The 23,124-nt window shown below is 61.2% G+C and carries 24 protein-coding genes; 10 read left to right on the top strand and 14 right to left on the bottom strand.

Features of this window, described 5'->3' with window-relative positions:
• Positions 1 to 47: 47 nt before the first annotated feature.
• The gene (gene aceK / locus C6Y56_RS07180; protein WP_169429298.1) at positions 48 to 1,769 is read right to left on the bottom strand and encodes a bifunctional isocitrate dehydrogenase kinase/phosphatase; all 1,722 of its coding nucleotides are present in this window, start codon (positions 1,767 to 1,769) and stop codon (positions 48 to 50) included.
• A 420-nt stretch (positions 1,770 to 2,189) separates the two neighbouring features.
• Here aceK and C6Y56_RS07175 point away from each other — a divergent pair, with 420 nt between their 5' ends.
• Positions 2,190 to 3,815, top strand: coding sequence for a methyl-accepting chemotaxis protein (locus C6Y56_RS07175; protein ID WP_169429297.1), 1,626 nt, complete (start codon positions 2,190 to 2,192; stop codon positions 3,813 to 3,815).
• Positions 3,816 to 3,899: 84 nt separating this feature from the next.
• Positions 3,900 to 4,808: a DMT family transporter gene (locus C6Y56_RS07170; protein WP_169429296.1), complete on the top strand. Its 909-nt coding sequence runs from the start codon at positions 3,900 to 3,902 to the stop codon at positions 4,806 to 4,808.
• Positions 4,809 to 4,865: 57 nt separating this feature from the next.
• On the opposite strand, the gene C6Y56_RS07165 is transcribed toward C6Y56_RS07170, so the two are convergent.
• Complete coding sequence (locus tag C6Y56_RS07165; RefSeq protein ID WP_169429295.1) at positions 4,866 to 5,729, bottom strand: DMT family transporter; 864 nt, start codon at positions 5,727 to 5,729, stop codon at positions 4,866 to 4,868.
• Between the two features lie 408 nt (positions 5,730 to 6,137).
• Between C6Y56_RS07165 and C6Y56_RS07160 the strand changes: the two genes are divergently transcribed.
• Entirely contained in the window at positions 6,138 to 6,317 is a 180-nt protein-coding gene (locus C6Y56_RS07160) for a hypothetical protein (protein WP_169429294.1), read from the top strand.
• 46 nt (positions 6,318 to 6,363) lie between these two features.
• On the opposite strand, the gene C6Y56_RS07155 is transcribed toward C6Y56_RS07160, so the two are convergent.
• Together C6Y56_RS07155 and cysK are read right to left on the bottom strand one after the other, a co-directional pair.
• Entirely contained in the window at positions 6,364 to 7,302 is a 939-nt protein-coding gene (locus C6Y56_RS07155) for an aspartyl/asparaginyl beta-hydroxylase domain-containing protein (protein WP_169429293.1), read from the bottom strand.
• Positions 7,303 to 7,489: 187 nt separating this feature from the next.
• Entirely contained in the window at positions 7,490 to 8,464 is a 975-nt protein-coding gene (cysK, locus tag C6Y56_RS07150) for a cysteine synthase A (protein WP_169429292.1), read from the bottom strand.
• Between the two features lie 128 nt (positions 8,465 to 8,592).
• Between cysK and C6Y56_RS07145 the strand changes: the two genes are divergently transcribed.
• Positions 8,593 to 9,669, top strand: coding sequence for a DUF748 domain-containing protein (locus C6Y56_RS07145; protein ID WP_169429291.1), 1,077 nt, complete (start codon positions 8,593 to 8,595; stop codon positions 9,667 to 9,669).
• On the opposite strand, the gene C6Y56_RS07140 is transcribed toward C6Y56_RS07145, so the two are convergent.
• Together C6Y56_RS07140 and C6Y56_RS07135 are read right to left on the bottom strand one after the other, a co-directional pair.
• Positions 9,666 to 10,166, bottom strand: a complete 501-nt coding sequence (locus C6Y56_RS07140) for a helix-turn-helix domain-containing protein (protein WP_169429290.1) — start codon at positions 10,164 to 10,166, stop codon at positions 9,666 to 9,668. The two genes, C6Y56_RS07145 and C6Y56_RS07140, sit on opposite strands and share 4 nt — an antisense overlap.
• A complete protein-coding gene (locus C6Y56_RS07135) occupies positions 10,154 to 10,384 on the bottom strand; it encodes a DUF4160 domain-containing protein (protein WP_169429289.1) in 231 nt (76 codons plus the stop codon). The genes C6Y56_RS07140 and C6Y56_RS07135 overlap by 13 nt, the downstream gene beginning before the upstream one ends.
• A gap of 200 nt (positions 10,385 to 10,584) precedes the next feature.
• Here C6Y56_RS07135 and C6Y56_RS07130 point away from each other — a divergent pair, with 200 nt between their 5' ends.
• Both C6Y56_RS07130 and C6Y56_RS07125 read left to right on the top strand, forming a co-directional pair.
• Entirely contained in the window at positions 10,585 to 11,430 is an 846-nt protein-coding gene (locus C6Y56_RS07130; RefSeq protein ID WP_169429288.1) for an AAA family ATPase, read from the top strand.
• 12 nt (positions 11,431 to 11,442) lie between these two features.
• Positions 11,443 to 12,621, top strand: a complete 1,179-nt coding sequence (locus tag C6Y56_RS07125) for a vWA domain-containing protein (RefSeq protein WP_169429287.1) — start codon at positions 11,443 to 11,445, stop codon at positions 12,619 to 12,621.
• 37 nt (positions 12,622 to 12,658) lie between these two features.
• Here the strand turns inward: C6Y56_RS07125 and C6Y56_RS07120 are convergent, their stop codons facing one another.
• The 4 genes from C6Y56_RS07120 to C6Y56_RS07105 are packed head-to-tail and all read right to left on the bottom strand — an operon-like array spanning position 12,659 to position 16,370.
• Positions 12,659 to 13,573, bottom strand: a complete 915-nt coding sequence (locus tag C6Y56_RS07120; protein WP_169429286.1) for a biotin-dependent carboxyltransferase family protein — start codon at positions 13,571 to 13,573, stop codon at positions 12,659 to 12,661.
• Positions 13,570 to 14,274 (bottom strand): 5-oxoprolinase subunit B family protein, encoded by a 705-nt coding sequence (locus tag C6Y56_RS07115; RefSeq protein WP_169429285.1) that lies wholly within the window; start codon positions 14,272 to 14,274, stop codon positions 13,570 to 13,572. The genes C6Y56_RS07120 and C6Y56_RS07115 overlap by 4 nt, the downstream gene beginning before the upstream one ends.
• Complete coding sequence (locus C6Y56_RS07110; RefSeq protein WP_169429284.1) at positions 14,271 to 15,023, bottom strand: 5-oxoprolinase subunit PxpA; 753 nt, start codon at positions 15,021 to 15,023, stop codon at positions 14,271 to 14,273. The genes C6Y56_RS07115 and C6Y56_RS07110 overlap by 4 nt, the downstream gene beginning before the upstream one ends.
• A 60-nt stretch (positions 15,024 to 15,083) precedes the next feature.
• Positions 15,084 to 16,370, bottom strand: coding sequence for an MFS transporter (locus tag C6Y56_RS07105; RefSeq protein ID WP_169429283.1), 1,287 nt, complete (start codon positions 16,368 to 16,370; stop codon positions 15,084 to 15,086).
• Positions 16,371 to 16,516: 146 nt separating this feature from the next.
• Between C6Y56_RS07105 and C6Y56_RS07100 the strand changes: the two genes are divergently transcribed.
• Entirely contained in the window at positions 16,517 to 17,428 is a 912-nt protein-coding gene (locus C6Y56_RS07100) for a LysR family transcriptional regulator (RefSeq protein WP_169429282.1), read from the top strand.
• A gap of 34 nt (positions 17,429 to 17,462) precedes the next feature.
• On the opposite strand, the gene C6Y56_RS07095 is transcribed toward C6Y56_RS07100, so the two are convergent.
• From C6Y56_RS07095 to C6Y56_RS07085, 3 genes are read right to left on the bottom strand one after another with little or no spacing between them, the layout of a single operon-like run.
• The gene (locus C6Y56_RS07095) at positions 17,463 to 18,005 is read right to left on the bottom strand and encodes a DUF2937 family protein (protein WP_085710286.1); all 543 of its coding nucleotides are present in this window, start codon (positions 18,003 to 18,005) and stop codon (positions 17,463 to 17,465) included.
• A 14-nt stretch (positions 18,006 to 18,019) separates the two neighbouring features.
• Positions 18,020 to 18,796, bottom strand: a complete 777-nt coding sequence (locus tag C6Y56_RS07090; RefSeq protein WP_025110635.1) for a class II glutamine amidotransferase — start codon at positions 18,794 to 18,796, stop codon at positions 18,020 to 18,022.
• Positions 18,797 to 18,812: 16 nt separating this feature from the next.
• A complete protein-coding gene (locus tag C6Y56_RS07085; RefSeq protein WP_169429281.1) occupies positions 18,813 to 19,313 on the bottom strand; it encodes an MFS transporter in 501 nt (166 codons plus the stop codon).
• 99 nt (positions 19,314 to 19,412) lie between these two features.
• Between C6Y56_RS07085 and C6Y56_RS07080 the strand changes: the two genes are divergently transcribed.
• Complete coding sequence (locus tag C6Y56_RS07080; protein WP_169429280.1) at positions 19,413 to 21,467, top strand: S9 family peptidase; 2,055 nt, start codon at positions 19,413 to 19,415, stop codon at positions 21,465 to 21,467.
• A gap of 108 nt (positions 21,468 to 21,575) precedes the next feature.
• Positions 21,576 to 22,049 carry a cyclic nucleotide-binding domain-containing protein gene (locus C6Y56_RS07075; protein ID WP_169429279.1) on the top strand — a complete coding sequence of 158 codons (474 nt, stop codon included), beginning with the start codon at positions 21,576 to 21,578 and terminating at the stop codon, positions 22,047 to 22,049.
• Here C6Y56_RS07075 and C6Y56_RS07070 read toward each other — a convergent pair.
• Positions 22,046 to 22,330 carry a hypothetical protein gene (locus C6Y56_RS07070; protein ID WP_169429278.1) on the bottom strand — a complete coding sequence of 95 codons (285 nt, stop codon included), beginning with the start codon at positions 22,328 to 22,330 and terminating at the stop codon, positions 22,046 to 22,048. The genes C6Y56_RS07075 and C6Y56_RS07070 overlap by 4 nt on opposite strands.
• Before the next feature lie 79 nt (positions 22,331 to 22,409).
• Here C6Y56_RS07070 and C6Y56_RS07065 point away from each other — a divergent pair, with 79 nt between their 5' ends.
• Positions 22,410 to 23,096: a spermidine synthase gene (locus tag C6Y56_RS07065; protein WP_169429277.1), complete on the top strand. Its 687-nt coding sequence runs from the start codon at positions 22,410 to 22,412 to the stop codon at positions 23,094 to 23,096.
• The last annotated feature ends 28 nt before the right edge of the window (positions 23,097 to 23,124 follow it).

Below are 23,124 nucleotides of genomic sequence, written 5' to 3'. Positions count from 1 at the left end.
GTGGGAGCGAGCCTGCTCGCGATGAATTGCGAAGCAATTCCAGAAAGTCACTCGTTATCCAGGCCCTTGCGCCGATACGGGAAGACGTCGATGACTTTCCCCGCCCGGATCGCCTCCTGCAGGCCCTTCCAGTAATCGGCGTTGTACAGCTCACCATGCAACTGATCGAACAACTTGCGCTGCTTGGCATCGGCAAACAGAAACGGCGGAAACTCCTCGGGGAACACGTCCAGCGGTCCAATCGAATACCACGGCTCGGAAGCCATTTCGTCCTCCGGCGTGCGCGGTGGCGGGATGTGGCGGAAGTTGGCTTCGGTGAGGAAGCAGATCTCGTCGTAGTCGTAGAACACCACCCGGCCATGACGGGTGACGCCAAAGTTCTTCAGCAGCATGTCGCCGGGGAAGATGTTGGCCGCCGCCAGTTGCTTGATCGCCAGCCCGTAATCCTCCAGCGCCTCGCGCACCTGGGCTTCGTTGGCGTTTTCCAGATAGAGGTTGAGCGGGGTCATCCGGCGTTCGGTCCAACAGTGGCGGATCAGCACGGTTTCGCCTTCCAGCGACACCGTGGACGGCGCGACTTCCAGCAACTCGGCCAGGCACGCCGGATCGAACTTGCTCAACGGAAAGCGGAAATCAGCGAACTCCTGGGTATCGGCCATGCGCCCGACACGGTCGACGCTTTTCACCAGTCGGTACTTCTCGATCACCGTGGCGCGATCGACGTTTTTCGATGGCGAGAAGCGGTCCTTGATGATCTTGAACACCGTGTTGAAACCCGGCAGCGTGAACACGCTCATGACCATGCCGCGCACGCCCGGGGCCATGATGAACTGATCGTCGGTGTTGGCCAGGTGATTGATCAGGGCGCGGTAAAACTCGGATTTACCGTGCTTGTAGAAGCCGATCGAGGTGTACAGCTCGGCGATGTGCTTGCCCGGCAGGATGCGCTTGAGAAAGCCGATGAACTCCGCCGGCACCGGCACATCCACCATGAAATACGAACGGGTGAACGAGAAGATGATCGACACATCGGCTTCGTCAGTGATCAGCGCGTCGATCTGAATCCCCCGCCCCTCGCGGTGCAGCAGCGGAATCACCAGCGGCCACTGATCGTCGTTGGTGTAGATGCGTCCGACCAGATAGGCGCCCTTGTTGCGGTACAGCACCGAGGAAAACAGTTCGACGCTCAGCTCCGGATCCTTGCACACCCAGTCCGGCAGGTTCTCGCGCAGTTGCGCTTCCAGACGCTGCAGATCCCGGGGCAGATCGGCGTAATCTTCGCTGAAACGGTAATCGGCAAAGATGCTCGCGAGCATGCCCGACAACTGCCCATGGGGTTTGTAGGTGCGGGTCTGTGCGGCCCGGGCACGGCGCAGGCTCGGCCGGGTGGTATGGATGAACATGCAGCCATCGCTGATCAGGTCGTGGCTGAACAGTCCGCAGAAGATCGAGTTGTACCAGGTCTCGGAGAGCTCATCGTCGAAGCGCAGGTCGATGATGCTGATGTAGGCGCTTTTCACCAGCGGCCAGCAGCTGACATCCATCAGCGTGTCCGCCTCGAAATACTCGCGCAGGCGCGCGACGGTTTCGCCGACCTTGTCTTCGTAGAGGTTGATCCGCGCCGCCGACGCGGTTTGCGTCTCCTGCCAGCGCGCCTGCTCGAAGCGCTCACGGGCGCCATCGGTGATCCGCCGAAAATGCTCGCGGTAATCGTCAAAGCCATCGAGGATCATGCGGGCGATGTCGGTGGCTGGCCATTGCTGCGGCATAGATGAGACCTCTGCGGGAATTGGAGAATCTGTGCTCGAAGGCCTGAGCTTAGCCACGGAACCGGGGACAGGAGAAGCGTAATTTCTGCCAAATCCGCGACCGGGTTGTACAACGACACAGTTTTTATCAAAGTTTTTTTAATCGACCGTTCGGTCAGCAAAGCGGCATCCGCGCTCTTTTCGTGATAACGCGCCAGCCCGCGATTTCACTGGGTTTCGGATCCAATCCAGCAACGACATCTCTAGCCCGCGGCTTTTCCAGACTTGTCCATTCCTTTCCATTGTCTGCGACGTTGGCGGGTGTCTGCCCTTACCAAGATGATGGCACTTTGATATACAGCCCGCCATTACCCCGCCTCACAACAAGATCCTCGGCCCACGAGGACGACCTCTCTCCCCCAAAGCCCAAGGAGCACATTGATGTCTATCCGGAATCTGCGCATCGGTTTGCGCGCCAGTTTGTGTTTTGCCGTTCTGGCCAGTCTGCTGGTGGTGGTTGGCCTGTTCGGTCTGAGCCAGATGAAAGGCCTTCGCGAAAGCGCAGCCGTGATCGAAGAATCATGGATGCCCAGCATCGAAAGCATTCATGACACAGCGGCGAACATCGCCAGCATCCGCCTTGAATCCCTGCGCCTGATCACCAGCACCCAGGCTGCCGTGCGCGAGCGAAGCAAAGGTATTCTCACGGCGCAGCGACAGGAGCTGCTCAAGCGCCTCGACGATCACAAGGCCTTGATTGCCAACGATCAGGAACGGGCAATGCTGGAAGGCCTGGGTGCAGATACGGCCAAGTACCTGGCGATCCTCGACCAGATCCTCAAACAGATCGACGCCGGTCAAAATGACCAGGCCTACATGCGTCTGACCAATGAACTGGCCCCCCAGGGCAGCGTGCTCGACAAGACCCTGGAGCAAATGATCGCTCTCAATCAACAAGGCGCGGATGCCGCGGCCAAATCCGCGGCGGCGATGTACCAGCAGGCGCTATGGATCGTCGCCACGACTATCGTCATCGCTTTGATTGCCACGTTGCTGCTGGCCTGGCGGCTGACCCGCAGCATCACAGCGCCGATCAATCAGGCGCTGAACGTGGCACGACGGATTGCCTCCGGTGATCTCAGCGGCCGCATCGACAGCGAGGGCCGGGATGAAGCGGCGCAACTGCTTACAGCGCTGGCCGAGATGCAGGGCAATCTGCGCTCGACCATTCGCGGCATCAGTGAGTCGGCCCAACAATTGGCCTCCGCCGCCGAAGAAATGAGTTCGGTGATGGAACAGAGCACCCGCGGCCTGCAACAGCAGAACGATCAGATCGAACAGGCCGCCACCGCGGTCACCGAGATGAGCACGGCGGTGGATGAAGTGGCCGCCAATGCGGTATCCAGCGCCGAGGCGTCCCAAGCGTCGAACGAGGACAGCAGGCACGGGCATGTGCAGGTCAGTGAGACCATCAGTTCGATTCAGGAACTGGTCAGTGCCGTGCTAGGTGCCTCCGAACAGGCCGAGGGCCTTGCGACCCAGGCCCAGGACATCAGCAAGGTGCTGGAAGTGATTCGCGGCATCGCCGGGCAGACCAACCTGCTGGCGCTTAACGCCGCCATTGAAGCGGCGCGAGCCGGCGAGGCCGGACGTGGGTTTGCAGTGGTTGCCGACGAGGTCCGCTCGCTGGCCCAGCGCACGCAAAACTCCACCGAAGAAATCGAGCTGATGATCAGCAGCATCCAGCAAGGCACCGGCGCCACTGTCGGCGCGTTGCAAAGCAGCGCCGAGCAAGCCAGCCACACCCTGCGCCGGGCCAACAGCGCTGGCCAGGCTCTGGAGAAAATCACCGCGTCGATCTCGCAGATCAACCAGCGCAATCTGGTGATCGCCAGTGCCGCCGAGCAACAGGCACTGGTGGCCCGGGAAGTCGATGAAAACCTGGTGACCATCCGCGACCTGTCGACGCAGACTGCCGCTGGCGCCACCCAGACGTCTGCCGCCAGTCAGGAACTGTCGCGCCTCGCTGTCGACCTCAACGGGCTGGTGACACGCTTCGTGCTCTGACGGGACAATTAAATGCCCGTTTGGCGGTTGCCATCGTCAGGGCGCTCGGCAACACTCTCGTCCCCATCAAGGAAGGAGTTGCCCGTGAGCCCTGTCGATATTTTCCGCATGTTGTCGCTGGCTGCGATCTGGGGTGCGAGCTTCCTGTTCATGCGCATCATCGCCCCCGCGATCGGCACCGTTCCTACCGGTTTTTTCCGGGTCTCGATCGCGGCCGTCGGTTTGCTGGTGATCCTTGGTCTGATGCGCATCAACTGGGATTTCAAAGGCAAGCTCAAGACCGTGATGATGCTGGGCGTGATCAACTCCGGCGTTCCGGCCACCCTGTACTCCGTCGCAGCCCAGGTACTGCCCGCCGGGTACTCCGCGATCTTCAATGCCACCACGCCACTGATGGGCGTATTGATCGGCGGGCTGTTCTTCAGTGAAAAACTAACGGCGGCCAAGCTGGCCGGAGTTTTCCTTGGTCTGCTCGGCGTGGGTGTGCTGACCCGCGCCGGCCCGGTCGCGTTCGATCTGCCGCTGTTGATGGGCGCTGTCGCCTGCCTGCTCGCAACGACCTGCTACGGCTTCGCCGGCTTCCTCGCCCGGCGCTGGCTGGATCAGGCCGGCGGGCTCGACAGCCGTCTGTCGGCGTTGGGCAGCATGCTCGGTGCGACGCTGTTCCTGCTGCCGCTGTTCGGCTACAGCGTCATCACCCAGCCACCGGTGAGCTGGGGTGGCTGGAATGTCTGGCTGTCGCTGTTGGGCCTGGGTCTGGGCTGCACTGCGTTTGCCTACATCATTTATTTCCGCCTGCTGAGTTCCATCGGGCCGGTGAAATCGATGACCGTGACCTTCATGATCCCGCCATTCGGCGTGTTGTGGGGCGCACTGTTTCTGGATGAACCGCTGTCGATGGCCCACGTGTACGGCGGAGTGTTGATCGCGATTGCGCTATGGCTGGTACTGAAGCCGGCGACAGTGAAACCGGTAGAAGCCGCGACTCGCTGATCGACAGATGCAAAAAGGCCCGGGAGTTTCCTCCCGGGCCTTTTTCATTTGTGGCTGTTACGCCGATTTACGGAACACGAATACCAGTCCGACAATGATCAACAGCATCCCCAGCACGCTCAACGCCGCCAGGCGATTGCCGAAGATCAGGTAGTCCATCACCGCGGTCACGGCAGGCACCAGATAGAACAGACTGGTGACATTCACCAGATTGCCCCGGGCGATCAGTCGATACAGCAGCAACGTCGCCAGCACGGAAACCACCAGTCCCATCCACAACACCGGCACGATGAAACCGGCGCTGTGCTCGAAGTGGAACGGCTGGAACGGCACGAAAATCCCGCACAGCAACAGACCGGCCAGGTACTGCACCGGCAGCGTGCCGAGGGGATTGTCGGTGATGCGCTTCTGCATGATCGAGCCGAAGGTCATGCTCGCCAGCGCCAGCAGCCCGAACAGCATCCCCGCCAGCGACATCCCGGCCAGACCGATGCCCTGATAAACCACCATGATCAGACCCGCCAGCCCCAGCGCCAGACCAAACATCCGGCTCGCCGAGCGCTGCCGCTCCATGATCACCACCGTGAGAATCGGCTGCACACCCATGATGGTCGCCATCACCCCGGGGGTGACTTTCAGGTCCAGCGCCAGCAGATAAAAGATCTGATAAGCGCCCAACAGCACCACCCCGGTAGCCATCGCATACAGCATCGGCTGGCCGCCCTTGGGCAATTTCAGCTTGAGCAACGGCGCCAGGAGCACCAGCCCGCACAGGGCGATCACAAAACGGATCAGCAGAAAGGCAAAGGGCGAGGCGTGGGCCAGCCCCCACTTGGAGAAGATCGCCCCGCTGCTCCACAGCAGAACGAACAGGCTCGTGGACGCCGCCGCGAGCGCGGACTTTTTCGAAAGGACAAACATGAATACCACCTGTAGTCAGGCTAATAGCCAACTCAGCCGAAGCTGAAATTCAGTAGGTTTTTTCAGGCGGGCACAGGGGTCAGCAGAAAACGCTGATCAGCCCGAAACACCAACGCCCGGCGGTGATACGACTGCGCACACCGGCGTGCTACTGACAGGTGGAGGGAAATGACTGATCTGCACAGGCTGCTGATTCCCGCACGGCACGACGCCAGCGTTGACCGCTGAATCGACTACCGCGTTGATGAGGGATGCAGGCATCTGGGCTGATCTTTTTTGAAGGGATGGAAGGTGAGTAGTGGGACTCACGAGCGCCGACTATAACCAGCCTGCGACATGGATTGCAATGATTTGGAGAGGCAGGCGCATAGGCTCGTTTGCAATTGCAATGATCATAGTGGAGACGCCATGAAAGCTGTCGCTGAGAACAAAGCGCCAGGCGCCAAATCGATCAGGGCCAAAGGAAAGCTCTCTGCTGGAGAATTATCTGAAAGGGAGTTACTCCGAATCAGAGAGGCATTTGCTAATCCAGCAGCGGAAGAGCCGGGAGGTGTTCTCGCCGGCGCATCCTTTATCTTCCCCGCATAAAAAACCGCTCACAAGGAGCGGTTTTTTTACACGTCTGCATCCAGCCTCAACCAAACAGCCAATACCCCAGCAACGTCAACACCACCACCGCCAGCACCGGCCGCATTACGCGGTAGGCCTTTGGATTGCGGCGTTTCCACTGTTTGACCACACCGCTGAACCGGTCGCTGAAGTTCTTGGTCCAGGCATAGGCCCGGTTGATCCCGCCGACGCGCTCGTCGTCGAGGTTCTGCGGGGCGGTGGCACGGCCCAGCCAGGCGCTGATGGCGCGGTTGATGCGGGTCATGAGGCGGTTGCTCAGCGGACGCTCGACGTCGCAGAACAGGATGACGCGGGTCTGTTCGGTTTCGTTCTTGACCCAGTGCACGTAAGTCTCGTCGAACATCACGTCTTCACCGTCACGCCAGGCGTAAACCTGACCGTCGACGAAGATCCGGCAATCGTCGGAGTTGGGCGTCGACAGCCCCAGGTGATAACGCAGGGAACCGGCGAACGGATCACGGTGCGGGTTCAAGTGGCTGCCGCCCGGCAACAACGCGAACATCGCCCCCTTGACGTTGGGAATGGCGCTCACCAGTGCCACGGTTTTCGGGCACAGGGTCTCGGCCGAGGGCAGCGGTTTGTCGTACCACTTGAGGTAGAAACGCTTCCAGCCCTTCTTGAAGAACGAGCCGAAACCGGCGTCGTTGTTCTTCTCGGCGGCGCGAATGTAGCCCTCGTCGAACAGATGCATCGCTTCGTCGCGGATGGTTTCCCAATTGTCGCGCAGCACGTCCAGTTCCGGGAACTTGCTGCGGTCCAGGTACGGTTTGGACGGCACACCGGAAAACAGGTACATCAAGGCGTTGTACGGAGCGAACAGCGCCGAATGGTTGACGAACTGGCGCAGCACCGGCAAACGCGCCTTGCCGCGCAAATGCACGTAGAGGATGCTGCTCACGAAAAGCAGCAACACCGATACCTTGGCGGCCAACGAAAAGGTCATCAACGACTCCTTGAAAAAAAACAACGCCACGCCCTGTCATTTACCCGACATGGCGGCCGGCCATGATAAACACTACCGGCTCCGGGAAAAACCCGCCCAACCCAAGATTCAGTGTTAAGAATTGCGCAACAAAGCACTAATTAGCATAGCGCTCCTGAACCAGGGCTGACCTGAATCAACGGACCGCTTACTGCTGGTTCTCCTGATCGGTGAACAGATCGCTGAACAACATGCTCGACAGATAACGTTCACCGGAGTCCGGCAGTACCACCACAATGGTCTTGCCCTGCATTTCCGGGGTTTCCGCCAGGCGCACCGCCACAGCCATCGCCGCACCGCAGGAGATGCCGCACAGAATCCCCTCTTCCTGCATCAGACGCAGCGCCATGACCTTGGATTCTTCGTCGGTGACGCGCTCGACCCGGTCGACTATCGACAGGTCCAGGTTCTTCGGCACAAAACCGGCACCGATACCCTGAATCTTGTGGGGGCTCGGCTTGATCTCCTCACCGGCCAGGGCTTGGGTGATCACCGGCGAAGACACCGGCTCCACAGCCACCGAGATGATCGGCTTGCCCGCCGTATTCTTGATATACCGCGATACACCGGTGATGGTTCCGCCGGTGCCGACGCCCGCCACCAGCACGTCGATGGCGCCGTCGGTGTCGTTCCAGATTTCCGGGCCGGTGGTCTTTTCGTGGATGGCCGGGTTGGCCGGGTTATCGAACTGGGCCGGCATGAAATATTTGCCCGCATCACTGGCAACGATCTCCGCGGCCTTTTCGATCGCGCCTTTCATGCCCTTGGCGGGTTCGGTCAGCACCAGTTCGGCGCCCAATGCCTTGAGTACTTTGCGCCGTTCGATGCTCATCGAGGCCGGCATGGTCAGCAGCAATTTGTAACCGCGAGCGGCCGCCACGAAGGCCAGGCCGATGCCGGTATTGCCCGAAGTCGGCTCGACGATGGTCATGCCCGGCTTGAGTTTGCCGCTGCTTTCGGCGTCCCAGATCATGTTGGCGCCGATCCGGCACTTGACCGAGTAGCCCGGGTTGCGACCTTCGATCTTGGCCAGAATGGTCACGCCACGGGGCGCGATGCGGTTGATCTGCACCAGCGGCGTGTTGCCGATGGAATGGGCGTTGTCAGCAAAAATACGGCTCATGGCTGGGTCCTTGTGCAGCGTTGAATTCAGCGCTCCAAGGTAAGCCTGTTGACCTCCTCAGTCCAGTCGGGCCGAACGTCTGCTGCAGGCGGCAGTCAATCGCTTTACACCGTTCGGGATTTGTTGCCATGAAGCGTCGCTACCGCTGGCCGTTATGGATTGTCGCCACCATCGTGGTGTTGCTGGTCGCCCTGCACATCGCCCTGCCCTACCTCGTGCGCGACTACCTGAATGAGAAACTGGCCAACATGGGCGACTACCGCGGCCAGATCACCGACGTCGATCTGGCGCTCTGGCGCGGGGCCTACAAGATCAACGGCCTGAAAATCGTCAAGGTCGACGGCAAAGTGCCGGTGCCGTTCGTCGATGCGCCGCTGGTCGACCTGTCCGTCAGCTGGCACTCGCTGTGGTACGACCATGCGGTGGTGGCGCAGGTGAAGTTCTTCAAGCCACAAGTGAACTTCGTCGATGGTGGTGCCATCAAGCAAAATTCCCAGACCGGTAAAGGCACCGACTGGCGTGCCCAACTGGGCAAGTTGCTGCCGATCACCCTCGACGAGGTGCAGATCAACGATGGGCGCATCACTTTTCGCAACTTCAACTCCAAACCACCGGTAAACATGAACGCCACCAACGTTGAGGCGAGCATCTACAACCTGACCAACGTCGTGGACAACAAGGGCAAGCGCATTGCCCGCTTCGAGGGCAAGGCCCTGCTGCTCGGTCAGGCACCTCTGGAGACCTCCGCCACGTTCGATCCGTTAAGCAACTTCGAGGATTTCGAGTTCCGCCTGCGTGCCCGTGACCTCGAACTCAAGCGCATGAACGACTTCGCCTCGGCCTACGGCAAATTCGACTTCAACGCCGGCCACGGCGATGTGGTCATCGAAGCCGCCGCCAACAGGGGCCAGCTCAAGGGCTACATCAAACCGCTGCTGCGCGACGTCGACGTGTTCAACTGGCAGCAGGATGTCGAGAACAAGAACAAGGGCATCTTCCGCTCGATCTGGGAAGCACTGGTCGGCGGCACCGAAACCGTGCTGAAAAACCAGGGCAAGAACCAGTTCGCCACCCGCGTCGAACTCAGCGGCAGCGTGCACCAGCAAGATATCAGCGCGTTCGAAGCGTTTTTGCAGATTTTACGCAACGGATTCATTCAGGCCTTCAATGCCCGGTATGAACGGCCGAAGCCGGATGCGGGCTAAGTTTTACGGTTGACGATGTAGCGCCCGGTATCCTCTGCCGCGATCAGTGCAGGTTTTTCCTGCAGTGAATCCCAACCCAGACAGGCCAGGGCCAATGACCTGGGCACGGCTTCCCGGCCATTACTGTAGCGACTGATGCTGCGAGCGCTGACACCCAACGCTTCGGCTGCCTCATTCAACGGTAAACCGGTGCGAGCGCGCCAATCCATGAAAATACGTGTGTTTTCGTCCGGCGCATTTTGCGCGAGCGCGTCCCGGTACAAGGTATCGGCACCAATCTGGATATCCGGTTCCAGCCACTCCACGCTCCAGCCGTCGTCACCCAACTCTGCGGTTGCGAACACTTCAGCGTCCAGTAGCGGAGCGAGCCCCGGATAGGTTTGCAGATCGCGGCTCAAGTCCAGGTTCATCTGTTGTCCGTCGATAAAGGTCAGCGACAGACAAGCATCGCCAAGAGCCTGCACTGCCGCCAGCCGCGGCCGCTTCATGAGTAACATCGTTTCCAGTCCTCCAGCAATTGCGTCTGATGGGCCGAAACCCACTCCAACGCTTCCTTGACGATCAGTGGCGGTGCCTTGCCCATCATGACCTCGACGGTTTCCAGGCTCAGCATCACATCCACTCCGCCACCGGTCAGGTGAACATGGGGTGGCGGGTGATCCTTCTCGCGCAACTGAATGCGGTATTTTTCGCGAAATCGGTATTTGGTAGTCATGCCCGAAGGCTATCGCCAAATTGGCGATACCTGAATACTGGCCTCGTGCCGAAACTGAGTCAACATGTGACGCCCCATTCAGAGACTGAATAAGCCGTCTGCGTTCACAGTCGACCGGGCTGCGCGTTATAGTCGGGCATCCGATTATTTCGCCCCCGCCCTGCCCGTTCAGGTCGGCGTTACCGTTCGAGGATTAGCAGATGAAGTTCGAAGGCACCCAGGCCTACGTCGCCACCGATGACCTGAAGCTGGCGGTCAACGCCGCCATCACCCTGGAGCGGCCGCTGCTGGTCAAGGGCGAACCGGGCACCGGCAAGACCATGCTCGCCGAGCAACTGGCCGAATCGTTCGGCGCCAAGCTGATCACCTGGCACATCAAGTCCACCACCAAGGCTCATCAGGGGCTGTACGAGTACGACGCGGTGAGCCGTCTGCGCGACTCGCAACTGGGCAATGAAAAAGTCCACGACGTGCGCAACTACCTGAAGAAAGGCAAGCTCTGGGAAGCGTTCGAGTCCGAAGAGCGGGTCATCCTGCTGATCGACGAAATCGACAAGGCCGACATCGAGTTCCCCAACGACCTGCTGCAAGAACTCGACAAGATGGAGTTCTACGTTTACGAGATCGACGAGACCATCAAGGCCAAGAAACGTCCGATCATCATCATTACCTCCAACAACGAGAAAGAGCTGCCGGACGCCTTCCTGCGCCGCTGCTTCTTCCATTACATCGCCTTCCCGGACCGCGCCACCCTGCAGAAAATCGTCGATGTTCACTACCCGGACATCAAGAAAGACCTGGTCAGCGAAGCGCTGGACGTGTTCTTCGACGTGCGCAAGGTGCCTGGCCTGAAGAAGAAGCCGTCGACCTCTGAACTGGTCGACTGGCTGAAACTGCTGATGGCCGACAACATCGGCGAAGCGGTGCTGCGCGAACGCGATCCGACCAAAGCCATCCCGCCGCTGGCCGGTGCGCTGGTGAAGAACGAACAGGACGTGCAACTGCTTGAGCGCCTGGCGTTCATGAGCCGTCGCGGCACCCGCTAAGAGGCTGACGCCATGTTGCTCAACCTGTTCAATGAAATGCGTGCAGCCAAGGTACCGGTGTCGGTGCGCGAGCTGCTCGACCTGATCAACGCGCTGAAACAGCGCGTGACCTTCGCCGACATGGACGAGTTCTACTACTTGTCCCGGGCGATCCTGGTCAAGGACGAACGGCATTTCGACAAGTTCGACCGTGCGTTCGGCGCCTACTTCAACGGCCTGGAAAAGCTCGACGATCAATTGCAGGCGCTGATTCCCGAAGACTGGTTGCGCAAGGAATTCGAGCGCTCGCTGACCGACGAGGAACGCGCACAGATCCAGTCCCTCGGCGGCCTGGACAAGCTGATCGAAGAGTTCAAGAAACGCCTGGAAGAACAGAAGGAGCGCCACGCCGGCGGCAACAAATGGATCGGCACCGGCGGCACCAGCCCGTTCGGCTCCGGCGGTTTCAACCCGGAAGGCATCCGGGTCGGCGACGCCGGCAAGCGCCAGGGCAAAGCGGTGAAAGTCTGGGATCAGCGCGAGTACAAGAACCTCGACGACTCCGTGGAGCTGGGCACCCGCAACATCAAGGTCGCCCTGCGCCGCCTGCGCAAATTCGCGCGCCAGGGTGCGGCGGAAGAACTGGACATCGATGGCACCATCGACCACACCGCCAAGGACGCCGGGCTGCTGAACATCCAGATGCGCCCGGAACGGCGCAACACGGTGAAGCTGTTGCTGCTGTTCGACATCGGCGGCTCGATGGACGCCCACGTGAAGATCTGCGAGGAACTGTTCTCGGCCTGCAAGACCGAGTTCAAGCATCTGGAGTACTTCTACTTCCACAACTTCATTTATGAATCGGTGTGGAAGAACAACATGCGCCGCACCTCCGAGCGCACCTCGACCCAGGACTTGCTGCACAAGTACGGCGCCGACTACAAAGTGATCTTCATCGGCGACGCGGCCATGGCGCCTTATGAAATCACCCAGGCCGGTGGCAGCGTCGAGCACTGGAACGAAGAGCCGGGTTACGTGTGGATGCAGCGCTTCATGGAGAAGTACAAGAAGCTCATCTGGATCAATCCGTACCCGAAAGACACGTGGGGCTACACCTCGTCGACCAACATCGTGCGGGATTTGATCGAGGACCAGATGTATCCGCTGACGTTGCGCGGACTGGAAGAAGGGATGCGGTTTCTGTCCAAGTAATCCGCAATGGCTCCCCCGCCAGCGGCGGGGGAAATGATCAGAAGCGCTTCAGATACTCGATATGCTCCCGGTGCGCGACGTCCTGTACCACCGGGCGCAATCTGACCTTCGCCCCCGGCAGACACTGCGCCAGACGCGCCAGTGCCAACGGCGTCAACGCTCCCAATCGCGGATAGCCGCCAATCGTCTGCCGGTCATTGAGCAACACGATCGGCTGCCCGTCCGGCGGCACCTGCACCGCGCCCAGCGGAATGCCCTCGGAAATCATCGGTTTGCCCTGATACTGCAACGCCGTCCCCAGCAACCGAATGCCCATTCGGTCGGCACGACTGTCCAGCGTCCATGCACGGTTGAAGGCATCGAACAGGCTCTGCCCGCTGAACTGACCGATCTGCGCGCCGAGCACCAGATCGAGCGGCGCGTTGAGGCGCAGGTCCGGTCGATGCTCCGCCGGAACCTCACGCACCAATAGGGTTTCGCCCTGATAACTCAGCGAAGCGCCCTTGGCCAGCGGCAAGCCAAAACCATCAAGACCGCCAAGCTCCTCACGTACCACCGTGGCGCTGCTACCCAGCACTTTCGGCGCACTGAAACCACCGGGCGCCGCCACATAGGCCCGCGCCCCCAGCACCGGCTGGGTGAACTTCAAGGTCTGCCCTTTGCGCAGTTTGAAACTGCGCCACGGCGCCAACGCCTCACCGTCAATCTGCGCACCCAGATCGGCACCGGCCAGCGCGAGCAGACAATCCTGCTCCGCCACCACCGCAAACCCACCGAGGGTAATTTCGATCACCGGCAAATCCAGGCCATTGCCCAGCAGCCAGTTGGCCCAGGCCATCGACCGCCAGTCCGCCGCGCCGCCCTGGGTCACGCCCAGATGGCGCACGCCAAACCGCCCGGCGTCCTGCAACAGGCACAGCGGTGTGCTCGCTTCAATCGTCAGTCGGCTCATGCAAGGACCTCCAGAGGCGTGTCGTCACCACCGAGGCGGATGAATTCGGCATGGCTCACCGCTTCGAAACGCACGGTATCACCGGGCTGCATGAGGCTGTAGCCATCGCGTTCACGGTCGAACAGTTTTGCCGGCGTGCGACCGATCAGGTTCCAGCCGCCGGGAGACACCACCGGATACGCCGCGGTCTGGCGCTCGGCGATACCGACACTGCCGGCGGCGACTTTCTTGCGTGGGGTATTCAGACGCGGCGCCGCGAGGACTTCTTCCACCAGCCCCATGAAGGCAAAACCCGGCGCAAAACCAAGGGCGAACACCTGATATTCGCGAGCACTGTGACGGCGGATCACTTCGTCTACCGACAACCCGCTGCGTTGCGACAGCAGGCTCAGTTCCGGGCCGACACTCAGGTCGTACCACACCGGCAGCACATGGCACTGGCCGCCGGTGTGCGCATTCGGCGACAGGTCGATCAAGGCTTCGGCAATCAATTCCCGCGCCTGATTCGGGCTCAACGCGGTCAGATCGTAATGCACCATCAACGTGGTGTACGACGGCACCAGATCGATCAGATGTGCGCCGAACACCGTGCGCAACCGCTCACTGGCGGCGAGCATCCACGGCATGTTGGCTTCGGCGATTTCATCGAACAGCCGCAGCATCAGGCAATCCAGCGCCACCACTTCCACCCGCGGATTCATGGCGCGCTCTGCTCGTTCAGGGCCTGACGAATGCGTTGCACGGCGGCCACTGAACTGGCGTTGTCACCATGCACGCACAAGGTGTTGGCTTGCAGGTACAGCGCGCTGCCGTCGCTCGCGGTGAGATTGTCGCCACGGGCGATGGTCAGCGCTTGCCCGATGATGGTTTCGGAGTCGTGGTGCACTGCGCCGGGCAGTTGTCGCGAGACCAGCCGGCCGGCGCTGTCGTAGGCACGGTCGGCGAAGGCTTCAAACCAGAGGGTCACGCCGTATTCGTCGCCGAGCTGTTGCGCCGCCGTGTTGTCGCGGGTGGCCATCAGCATCAGCGGCAAGGTCCTGTCGTAAGCCGCGACGGCCTGAATCACCGCTCGCAACTGCGCCGGGTTGGCCATCATGTCGTTGTACATCGCGCCGTGGGGTTTGACGTAACTCACCCGCCCGCCCTGGGCACGACAGATGCCGTCGAGGGCGCCGATCTGGTAATGCAGGATGTCTTGCAGTTCCTGAGCGGTGTAGGCCATGGAACGCCGGCCGAACCCCACCAGATCCTGATAGGCCGGATGCGCGCCGATCTGCACGCCATGGCTCAGGGCCAGGCTGACGGTCTTGCGCATGATGCCCGGATCGCCGGCATGGAAACCGCAGGCAATGTTGGCGCAATCGATGAAGGGCATGACTTCCGCGTCCAGACCCATGGTCCAGCTGCCGAAGCTCTCGCCGATGTCACAGTTCAATAGCAGGCGGCTCACGGTGAACACTCCTGTAGCTTTGGTCTTTTTTTATCGTAGGACGTTGTCGCAGGTTATCAGTTACTGCGCGTCCAGTTGCTTGCCACGGGTTTCCGGCAGGCTCAATGCCGCAAGGATCACCACGCCGTAGGACACTGCCGCAAAGGCACCGATGCCTACACTCAGCGGTACTTTCTGGCTGAGCAGCCCGATCAGCAGCGGGAACAACGCCGCCAGCGCTCGGCCGATGTTGTAGCAGAAGCCCTGCCCCGAGCCGCGAATCCGCGTCGGAAACAACTCAGTCAGAAACGCCCCCATGCCACTGAAAATTCCCGAGGCAAAGAAGCCCAGCGGAAAGCCCAGCCACAGCATCACGCCGTTGCTGACCGACAATTGGGTGTAGAGCAGAACGATGGTGAACGAGCCGACCGCGAACAGGATGAAGTTCTTCTTGCGCCCCAACAGGTCGGTCAAATAGGCGCTGATCACATAACCGACGTAGGAACCGATGATCACCATCGCCAGATAACCGCCGGTGCCGAGTACGCTCAAGCCGCGCTCGTTCTTCAGAAAAGTCGGCAGCCAGGAGGTGATCGCGTAGTAACCGCCGAGGGCGCCCGTAGTGAGCAGCGAGGCGCGGAACGTGGTGAAGAGCATGCCGGGGGCGAAGATCTCGTAAAACTTCGACGGGCTTTGCGGGGTTTGTTTGGCCTTGGCTTCGCGGTAGATCTCAGGATCTTTCACCAGACGGCGGACGAAAATCACGAACACCGCCGGCACGATGCCGAGGATGAACAGTGCGCGCCAGGCGTCTTCCGGCGGCAGTACCGAGAACAGCAGCGCGTACAGAATCGCCGTCAGCCCCCAACCCAGCGCCCAGCCGGATTGCACCATGCCCACCGCCTTGCCGCGGTCCTTGGCGCGGATCACTTCGCCGATCAGCACCGCGCCGGCAGTCCATTCACCGCCGAAACCGAAGCCCATCAGAGTGCGGGCGATCAACAGCTGTTCGTAGTTCTGGGCGAAGCCGCAAAGGAAAGTGAAGAAGGCGAACCACAGCACCGTCAGCTGCAGGGTGCGGACGCGGCCGATGCGGTCGGAGAGAATTCCCGCCACCCAACCGCCGATGGCCGAAGCGATCAGGGTGCTGGTGTGGATCAGGCCGGCTTCGCCGGTGGTGATGCCCCACATCGCGATCAGGGTTGGCACCACGAAGCTGAGCATCTGGGTGTCCATGCCGTCCAGACCGTAGCCGATCTTGCAGCTCCAGAAGGTCCGGCGCTCCTGCTGATTGATGTTGCGATACCAGTCGAACGGGCCGGGACGGGCCGCAGTCTTGGGGAGGTCGAGGGTGTCGGGCGCACTCATGGCATGTCTCCGCAGGCTTTTATTGGTCTTGTTCGAAGCTCCGACGACGCCTATCGTGGGAACCGGATGCGTCGATTCTTGGGTGCGTCACCCGGTCGCGTCCAACGAATAAAAACCCGCCCAAGACATAAGAAAAATTTGTTGCCATGAACCTGAAGTTTCTCGAAACCTTCGTCTGGGTCGCCCGGCTGAAAAGTTTTCGCCTGACCGCCGACAAGCTGTTCACCACCCAGGCCTCGATTTCCAGCCGGATCGCGGTGCTCGAAGGCGAGCTCGGGGTGAAGCTGTTTCTGCGCGATTCACGCGGCGTCAGCCTGACGCCCGAAGGTTTGAAAGTGCTGGACTATGCCGAGCAGATGCTCGACACGATGCAGGCGCTGAAACAGTCGATCGAGACCCGATCGAGCAAGGTCGGCCGGGTGCGCATCGGGGTGATGGATACCGTGATCCACACCTGGCTCAGCCCGTTGGTGGCGCAGATGACCGATCTGTACCCGCGAGTGGAAATCGAGCTGGTGGCGGATACCTCGCTGAACCTCTGCGATCAGCTGCAAAAAGGCTTTCTCGATCTGATCCTGCAAACCGATCTGGTGCGCCAGGAAAGCGTGCGCAGCCTGGAGCTGGCCAGTCACCCCATCGGCTGGATCGTCGCCAGCCATTCGATTTACAACCGCGACTATCAAAGCCTCGCCGACCTGGCGCAGGAACGGATCATCACCTACTCGAAAAACTCCCGGCCGCATCAGGACATTCTGGCGCTGATGCAGGCCCAGGGCGTGCTGGCGCCACGGTTGAACTGTGTGAATTCGGTGTCGGCGATCACCCGGCTGTTGCGCGACGGATTCGGCATTGGCGCGTTGCCGCCGGTGCTGGTGGCCGAGGAACTGGCGCGGGGCGAACTGACCCTGCTCGACATCGAACAGCGTCCGCCGAATCTGCAGGTGGTGGTGTCGTGGCGGGTCGGTGTGGAATGGGTCGAAGAGATTGTGACGTTGTGTCAGCAGGTGCTGGAGGGGTATGCGCGCAAGGTGGGCAAGGATTACATCGCTTTAAGTTGATCGTTCCCACTGCGTGGGAACGATGCATCGAAGCTTACAGCCCGCGCACATCCCGGTCTTCGATCGGCCGGCTCTGGCGCAGGCGCTTGCCGCCCAGCACCACCCAGTCGATCAGACGGAACAGGCATTCAAGGCCGAACGACAGCAGCAGCGCGCCGCTCATGCCCCAGATCATCGCTTCCGGCGTCAGCAGGATCTGGTAGCTGTAGCCGTTCCAGGTTTCCTTGCGGATGTCCGGGTCGGCGGCCAGCACCACTTGCAGGAAGCGGATGTACCACGGGCCCTGCATCGCCTGGAATTGCTTGTCCAGCGCCAGCTGACGGTTGAGCAAGGTGCTCAGGCTGTCGGCATCACTGCGAAACACCGGGTCTTCGCTGGCGCGATAGTGAGCGACCAGCGCCTGCAGATCACCTTTGAAGAACTGCTCGGCGGTGCCCTGGAAACCGCGCAGGCCGGTCTGCGCCTCGATCAGGTGCGCTTCGACCCGCTTGGCGTAATCGTTGATGAAGCCAGGCACCTGGACACCGATCAACAGGCCCGCCGCAAACAACACCAGCCGTAGATAACTGAGCAACATCGAGGAGAGATCCTTTATTCGGTCGTGCCCTGGCTGACGCATTCGCCGCGTCGCCACAGGCTCCATTGGCCCGGTTCGTAGCGGGTCCAGGTTTCATTTTCGGTCAGCGGTTCGGTGGCAATCACCGTGACCACATCGTTGGGCGTGGTTTCGGCCTGGAAATCGACGATCACATCGACGTCCTTGAGCCGCGCCGGGCCGAACGGTGCGCGACGGGTGATCTGTGCCAGTTTGGTCGAGCAATAGCAGAACAGCCAGTCGCCGTCGCTGAGCAGGCAGTTGAACACGCCTTTGCTGCGGTATTCGGCGCACGCGGCGACCAGATCCGGCAGCAGCACCTCTATATCGACCGGTTCCGGAAACGCTGCACGTACGCGGTTGAGCAAATCGCAGAACGCCGCTTCGCTGTCGGTATCGCCGACCGGGCGGTAGAAACTCTTGATCGGGGTGAAATCGGCGAGCTGGCCATTGTGCGCAAAGCACCAGTTGCGCCCCCACAGTTCGCGGACGAACGGGTGGGTGTTGGACAGACAGACCTTGCCGACGTTGGCCTGACGGATATGACCGATCACCACTTCGCTCTTGATCGGATAACGCTGCACCAGATTCGCCACTTCCGACTCGCTGCTGGCCGCCGGGTCTTGGAACAGACGCAAGCCGCGCCCTTCGTAGAAGGCAATGCCCCAGCCATCGCGGTGCGGCCCGGTTCGACCACCGCGCTGCATCAGCCCGGTGAAGCTGAACACGATATCGGTCGGCACGTTGGCGCTCATGCCCAATAGTTCACACATGTGCGGGCTCTCGTGATTACAGACGCGGCTCGACGCGCCCGCGCTGCGGATTGCTCGGCAGAGGTGGACGGCCGTAACGATCATCGCCGGCACCGCCGAACGGTTGATCGCCGTCGCGCTCGTCATCGGCACGGGCTGCTGCGCGGGCTGCTTCAGCCTGCTCCTTGCGAGCTTTCGAAGCGCGTTCGATCGGGAAGCGGATCAGCACGAAAACCAGGTACAGGCCGAACGCGATCATCGCGTACATGAGCAGTTCGGAAATCGCGCGCCAGGCGTTGTTGCCCACCTTGAACGCCAGATCCAGCGCCGTAATGGCGACGGCCGGGGCGAATTTTTCCTTCACCGGATCGATGATGGTCGGGCTGAACAGCAACACCGCCATCAGCACACGCAGCGGTTCGCGCAGCCAGCGCCACATCCAGCGGGTCATGCGCATCCACACCAGCAGGCAGCCAACAGCGGCAAAGGCGTAAAGGCCCCAGGCGATCAGATAGTCGTTCTCGGTCATGGTGTCCATGGCAAGGCAGGCAAAGAGGCGCTTATAGTAACGACTTTTCGCACGTCAGGCTCCCCCGCCGTCCGTGCATCCCTTATTTGTCATGTCCGAGAGCTTTCCATGCCCGTATCCGCCAACGTCACCAGCGCCCCGATTGCCCGCAAGGATGCCGGTCACGACCCGTATGCCTGGCTGCAGGAACGCGACACCGACGCGGTGCTCGACTACCTCAAGGCCGAAAACGACTACCAGCAGGCGCAGACCGCCGATCAGGCCGAATTGCGCGAAACCCTGTTCGAGGAGATCAAGGGCCGGATCCTCGAAACCGACCTTTCCTTGCCGTCGCCGTGGGGCCCGTATCTGTATTACACCCGCACCACCGCGGGTGACGAATACCCCCGCCACTATCGCTGCCCGCGCCCTGCCGACGACAGCCTGACCCTCGACGAAAGCCGCGAACAGCTGCTGCTCGACCCGAATGCTCTGGCCAATGGCGGCTTTTTCTCCCTCGGCGCGTTCAGCATCAGCCCGGATCACCAGCGCCTGGCCTACAGCGTCGATGCCTCGGGCGACGAGATTTACACGCTGTTCGTGAAGGAATTATCCAGCGAACGTGTCAGCGAACTGGAATTCCAGGACTGCGACGGCAGCATGACCTGGGCAAACGACAGCCTGACCTTGTTCTTCGGCGTGCTTGACGACACCCATCGCCCGCACAAACTGTTCCGCTATCGCCTCGACGGCACTGCCGCCGAAGAGGTGTTCCACGAGCCGGACGGGCGTTTCTTCCTGCATTGCTATCGCGCCAGTTCCGAACAGCAATTGCTGCTGTCCCTGGGCAGCAAGACCACCAGCGAAGTCTGGGCGCTGGACGCCAATCAGCCGCACCAGCCGTTCACCTGCCTGGCGCCACGGGTCGAGGATCACGAGTACGACGTCGACCACGGCAAGCTTGATGGCGAATGGACCTGGTTCATCCGCACCAACCGCGACGGCATCAATTTCGCCCTCTATCAGGCCCCGGACACCGGCATCGCACCGAGCGAAGCCGACTGGCAGAACCTGATTCCCCATAGCGATTCGGTGATGCTCGATGGCGTGACCCTCAACGCCGAAGCCCTGACCCTGAGCCTGCGCGAAGGCGGATTGCCGATCATCGAGGTCCACCCACACGGTCTGGCGCCTTATCGCGTGCAATTGCCGGACGCGGCTTACAGCCTCTACGTGCAAAACAGCCTGGAGTTCGAAAGCGACCGCATTCGCCTGCGCTATGAGGCGCTGAATCGTCCGGCTCAGGTCCGGCAACTGATCCTCGCCACCGGCGAGCAGACTGTCCTCAAGGAAACCCCGGTGCTCGGCCCGTTCGACGCCGACGCCTACGTCAGCCAGCGCCTTTGGGCCACTGCCCCGGACGGCACGCTGGTGCCGATCAGTCTGGTGATGAAACGCGAAATGATCGGTAAGCCAGTGCCGCTGTACCTCTACGGTTATGGTGCCTACGGCTCGAGCCTCGATCCGTGGTTCTCCCATGCCCGCCTGAGCCTGCTGGATCGCGGTATGGCATTCGCCATCGCCCACGTGCGTGGCGGCGGTGAACTGGGGGAAGGCTGGTATCGCGCCGGCAAGCAGGAGCACAAGCACAACACCTTCAGCGACTTCATTGCCTGCGCCGAATTCCTGATCCTCAACGGCATCACCACCGCGCCACAACTGGCGATCAGCGGTGGCAGCGCCGGTGGCCTGCTGATCGGCGCGGTGCTCAACCAGCGCCCGGAGCTGTTCGGTGTGGCGATTGCCGAAGTGCCGTTCGTCGATGTGCTCAACACCATGCTCGACCCGGATCTGCCGCTGACCGTCACCGAATACGACGAGTGGGGCAATCCCGAAGAGCCGGAGGTCTACGAGCGGATCAAGGCCTATGCGCCGTACGAAAACGTCACCGCGCAGGCCTATCCTGCGACGCTGGTAATCGCCGGCTACAACGACAGCCGCGTGCAGTATTGGGAAGCGGCCAAGTGGGTGGCGAAATTGCGCGCGACCAAGACCGATGACAATCCATTGCTGCTCAAGACCGAACTGGGCGCCGGCCACGGCGGCATGAGCGGGCGTTATCAGGGATTACGTGACGTAGCGCTCGAATATGCATTTGTTTTCAAGGTTCTGGGCATCACCTGAGGAACTCCGCCGGTCAGTCAGGTCTTAATTCCGGGCACCGGGAGCCGATAAGCAGATCGGCCCCCGGTGGCGAGCCTGCCACCCGACACAACAAAAAGACCGCACGACATGTCAGAACCCACTCTACTGAACAACGAAATCCGCGACTGGCTGATGGACTGCGGCCTGTTCGATCAATTGCAACTGGCGGATTTCGCCGCCGCTTCGGGCTACTTCAGCATCAGCACCGTGGCTGAAGGCGAAGCGATCTTTCGCGAAGGCGATGCCGGCAGTTTCATGTGCATCATCCACACCGGCCAGGTGGCCGTGCAGAAAACCGGTGGCGACGGCCAGATCGTGACCATGGCCACCCTGCGCAGCGGTCGGGCGTTCGGTGAAATGGCCGTGCTCGACGGTGAACGCCGTTCGGCAACTTGCGTGGCGGCGAGCAACTGTCAGTTGCTCAACCTCGGCAAGGATTCGCTGGAAAAAATGCTCAACGATGCGCCGAAGATCGCCGCCAAGATCATCCGCGCCCTCGCCGTCTCCCTGTCCAAACGCCTGCGCATGGCCGACGGTCAACTGGCGGCGCAACAGATCTAGCCGCCGGGGGATTTGCTTTTCCCGTCAGGCTGTTCGATCCCCGGCACCGGCTGATCCTTGGTCGGCGGGCTGGGCATTTCGATCGGTACCAGCGGTGGCCCGCCACTGCCGGGGCCGGCCTTGGGAATCGGCACCGGACTGATCTGCGGATATGGGGTTGGCGTCGCCGTGCCGGGCGAGCCCGGTTGCGGTGTCGGGCTGACGGGAATCGTCTGTTGCGCCTGTACGGCAGTTATCGAGAGCGCGGCCAGGGTAATGACCGTTAGAATGGTGCGCTTCATCAAGGGCTCCGTTGGCCTGAAGTCTGCTCTCAGGCTACTCCCAACGCGCCGGCTTGCCTTCCCCCCTGTAGAGATTTCCATGAAACGTTTCGTTCTGCTCGACACCACGCCGATCCCTGACAACGGCGGCGCCCTGTGCCTGTTCGAGTATGGCGAGGATTTCGTCATCAAGATCCAGGGCGGCGACGGCGGGCAATTGATGAACACCCGCATGCACGGCTCCGAAGATGCACTGGCCGAAATCCCCTGCCGCAAGGTCGCCGGCCGGCCGGATTCGCGAGTGCTGATCGGCGGCCTGGGCATGGGCTTCACCCTCGCCTCCGCGCTCAAGCACTTGGGCAAGTGCGCCGAAGTGGTGGTCGCCGAACTGGTGCCCGGCGTGGTCGAGTGGAACCGTGGCCCGCTCGGTGAAAAGTCCGGGCGCCCGCTGCTCGACCCGCGCACGGTGATCCGTCAGGAAGACGTGGCCAAAGTGCTGCAAAGCGAGCCCAACGGCTTCGACGCGATCATGCTCGACGTCGACAACGGCCCCGAAGGCCTGACCCAGAAGGCCAACAGCTGGCTGTATTCCACCGCCGGCCTTGCCGCGTGCGCCAGGGCAATGCGGCCCAAAGGCGTGCTGGCGGTGTGGTCGGCCAGCGCCGACAGGCAGTTTTCCGACAAGTTGAAGAAGGCCGGTTTCAAAGCCGAGGAAGTCCAGGTCTTCGCCCACGGCAACAAGGGCACGCGCCACACGATCTGGATTGCCGAGAAGCTCAAGGGCTGAGCTAAACTGGCGTCATAACCGTCATTAG

This window comes from Pseudomonas fluorescens, assembly GCF_012974785.1.
In the GTDB taxonomy this organism is placed as follows: Bacteria; Pseudomonadota; Gammaproteobacteria; order Pseudomonadales; family Pseudomonadaceae; genus Aquipseudomonas; species Aquipseudomonas fluorescens_BT.
The sequence above is the reverse complement of the archived record's forward strand: the minus strand, read 5'-3'. Positions and strand labels throughout refer to the sequence as shown.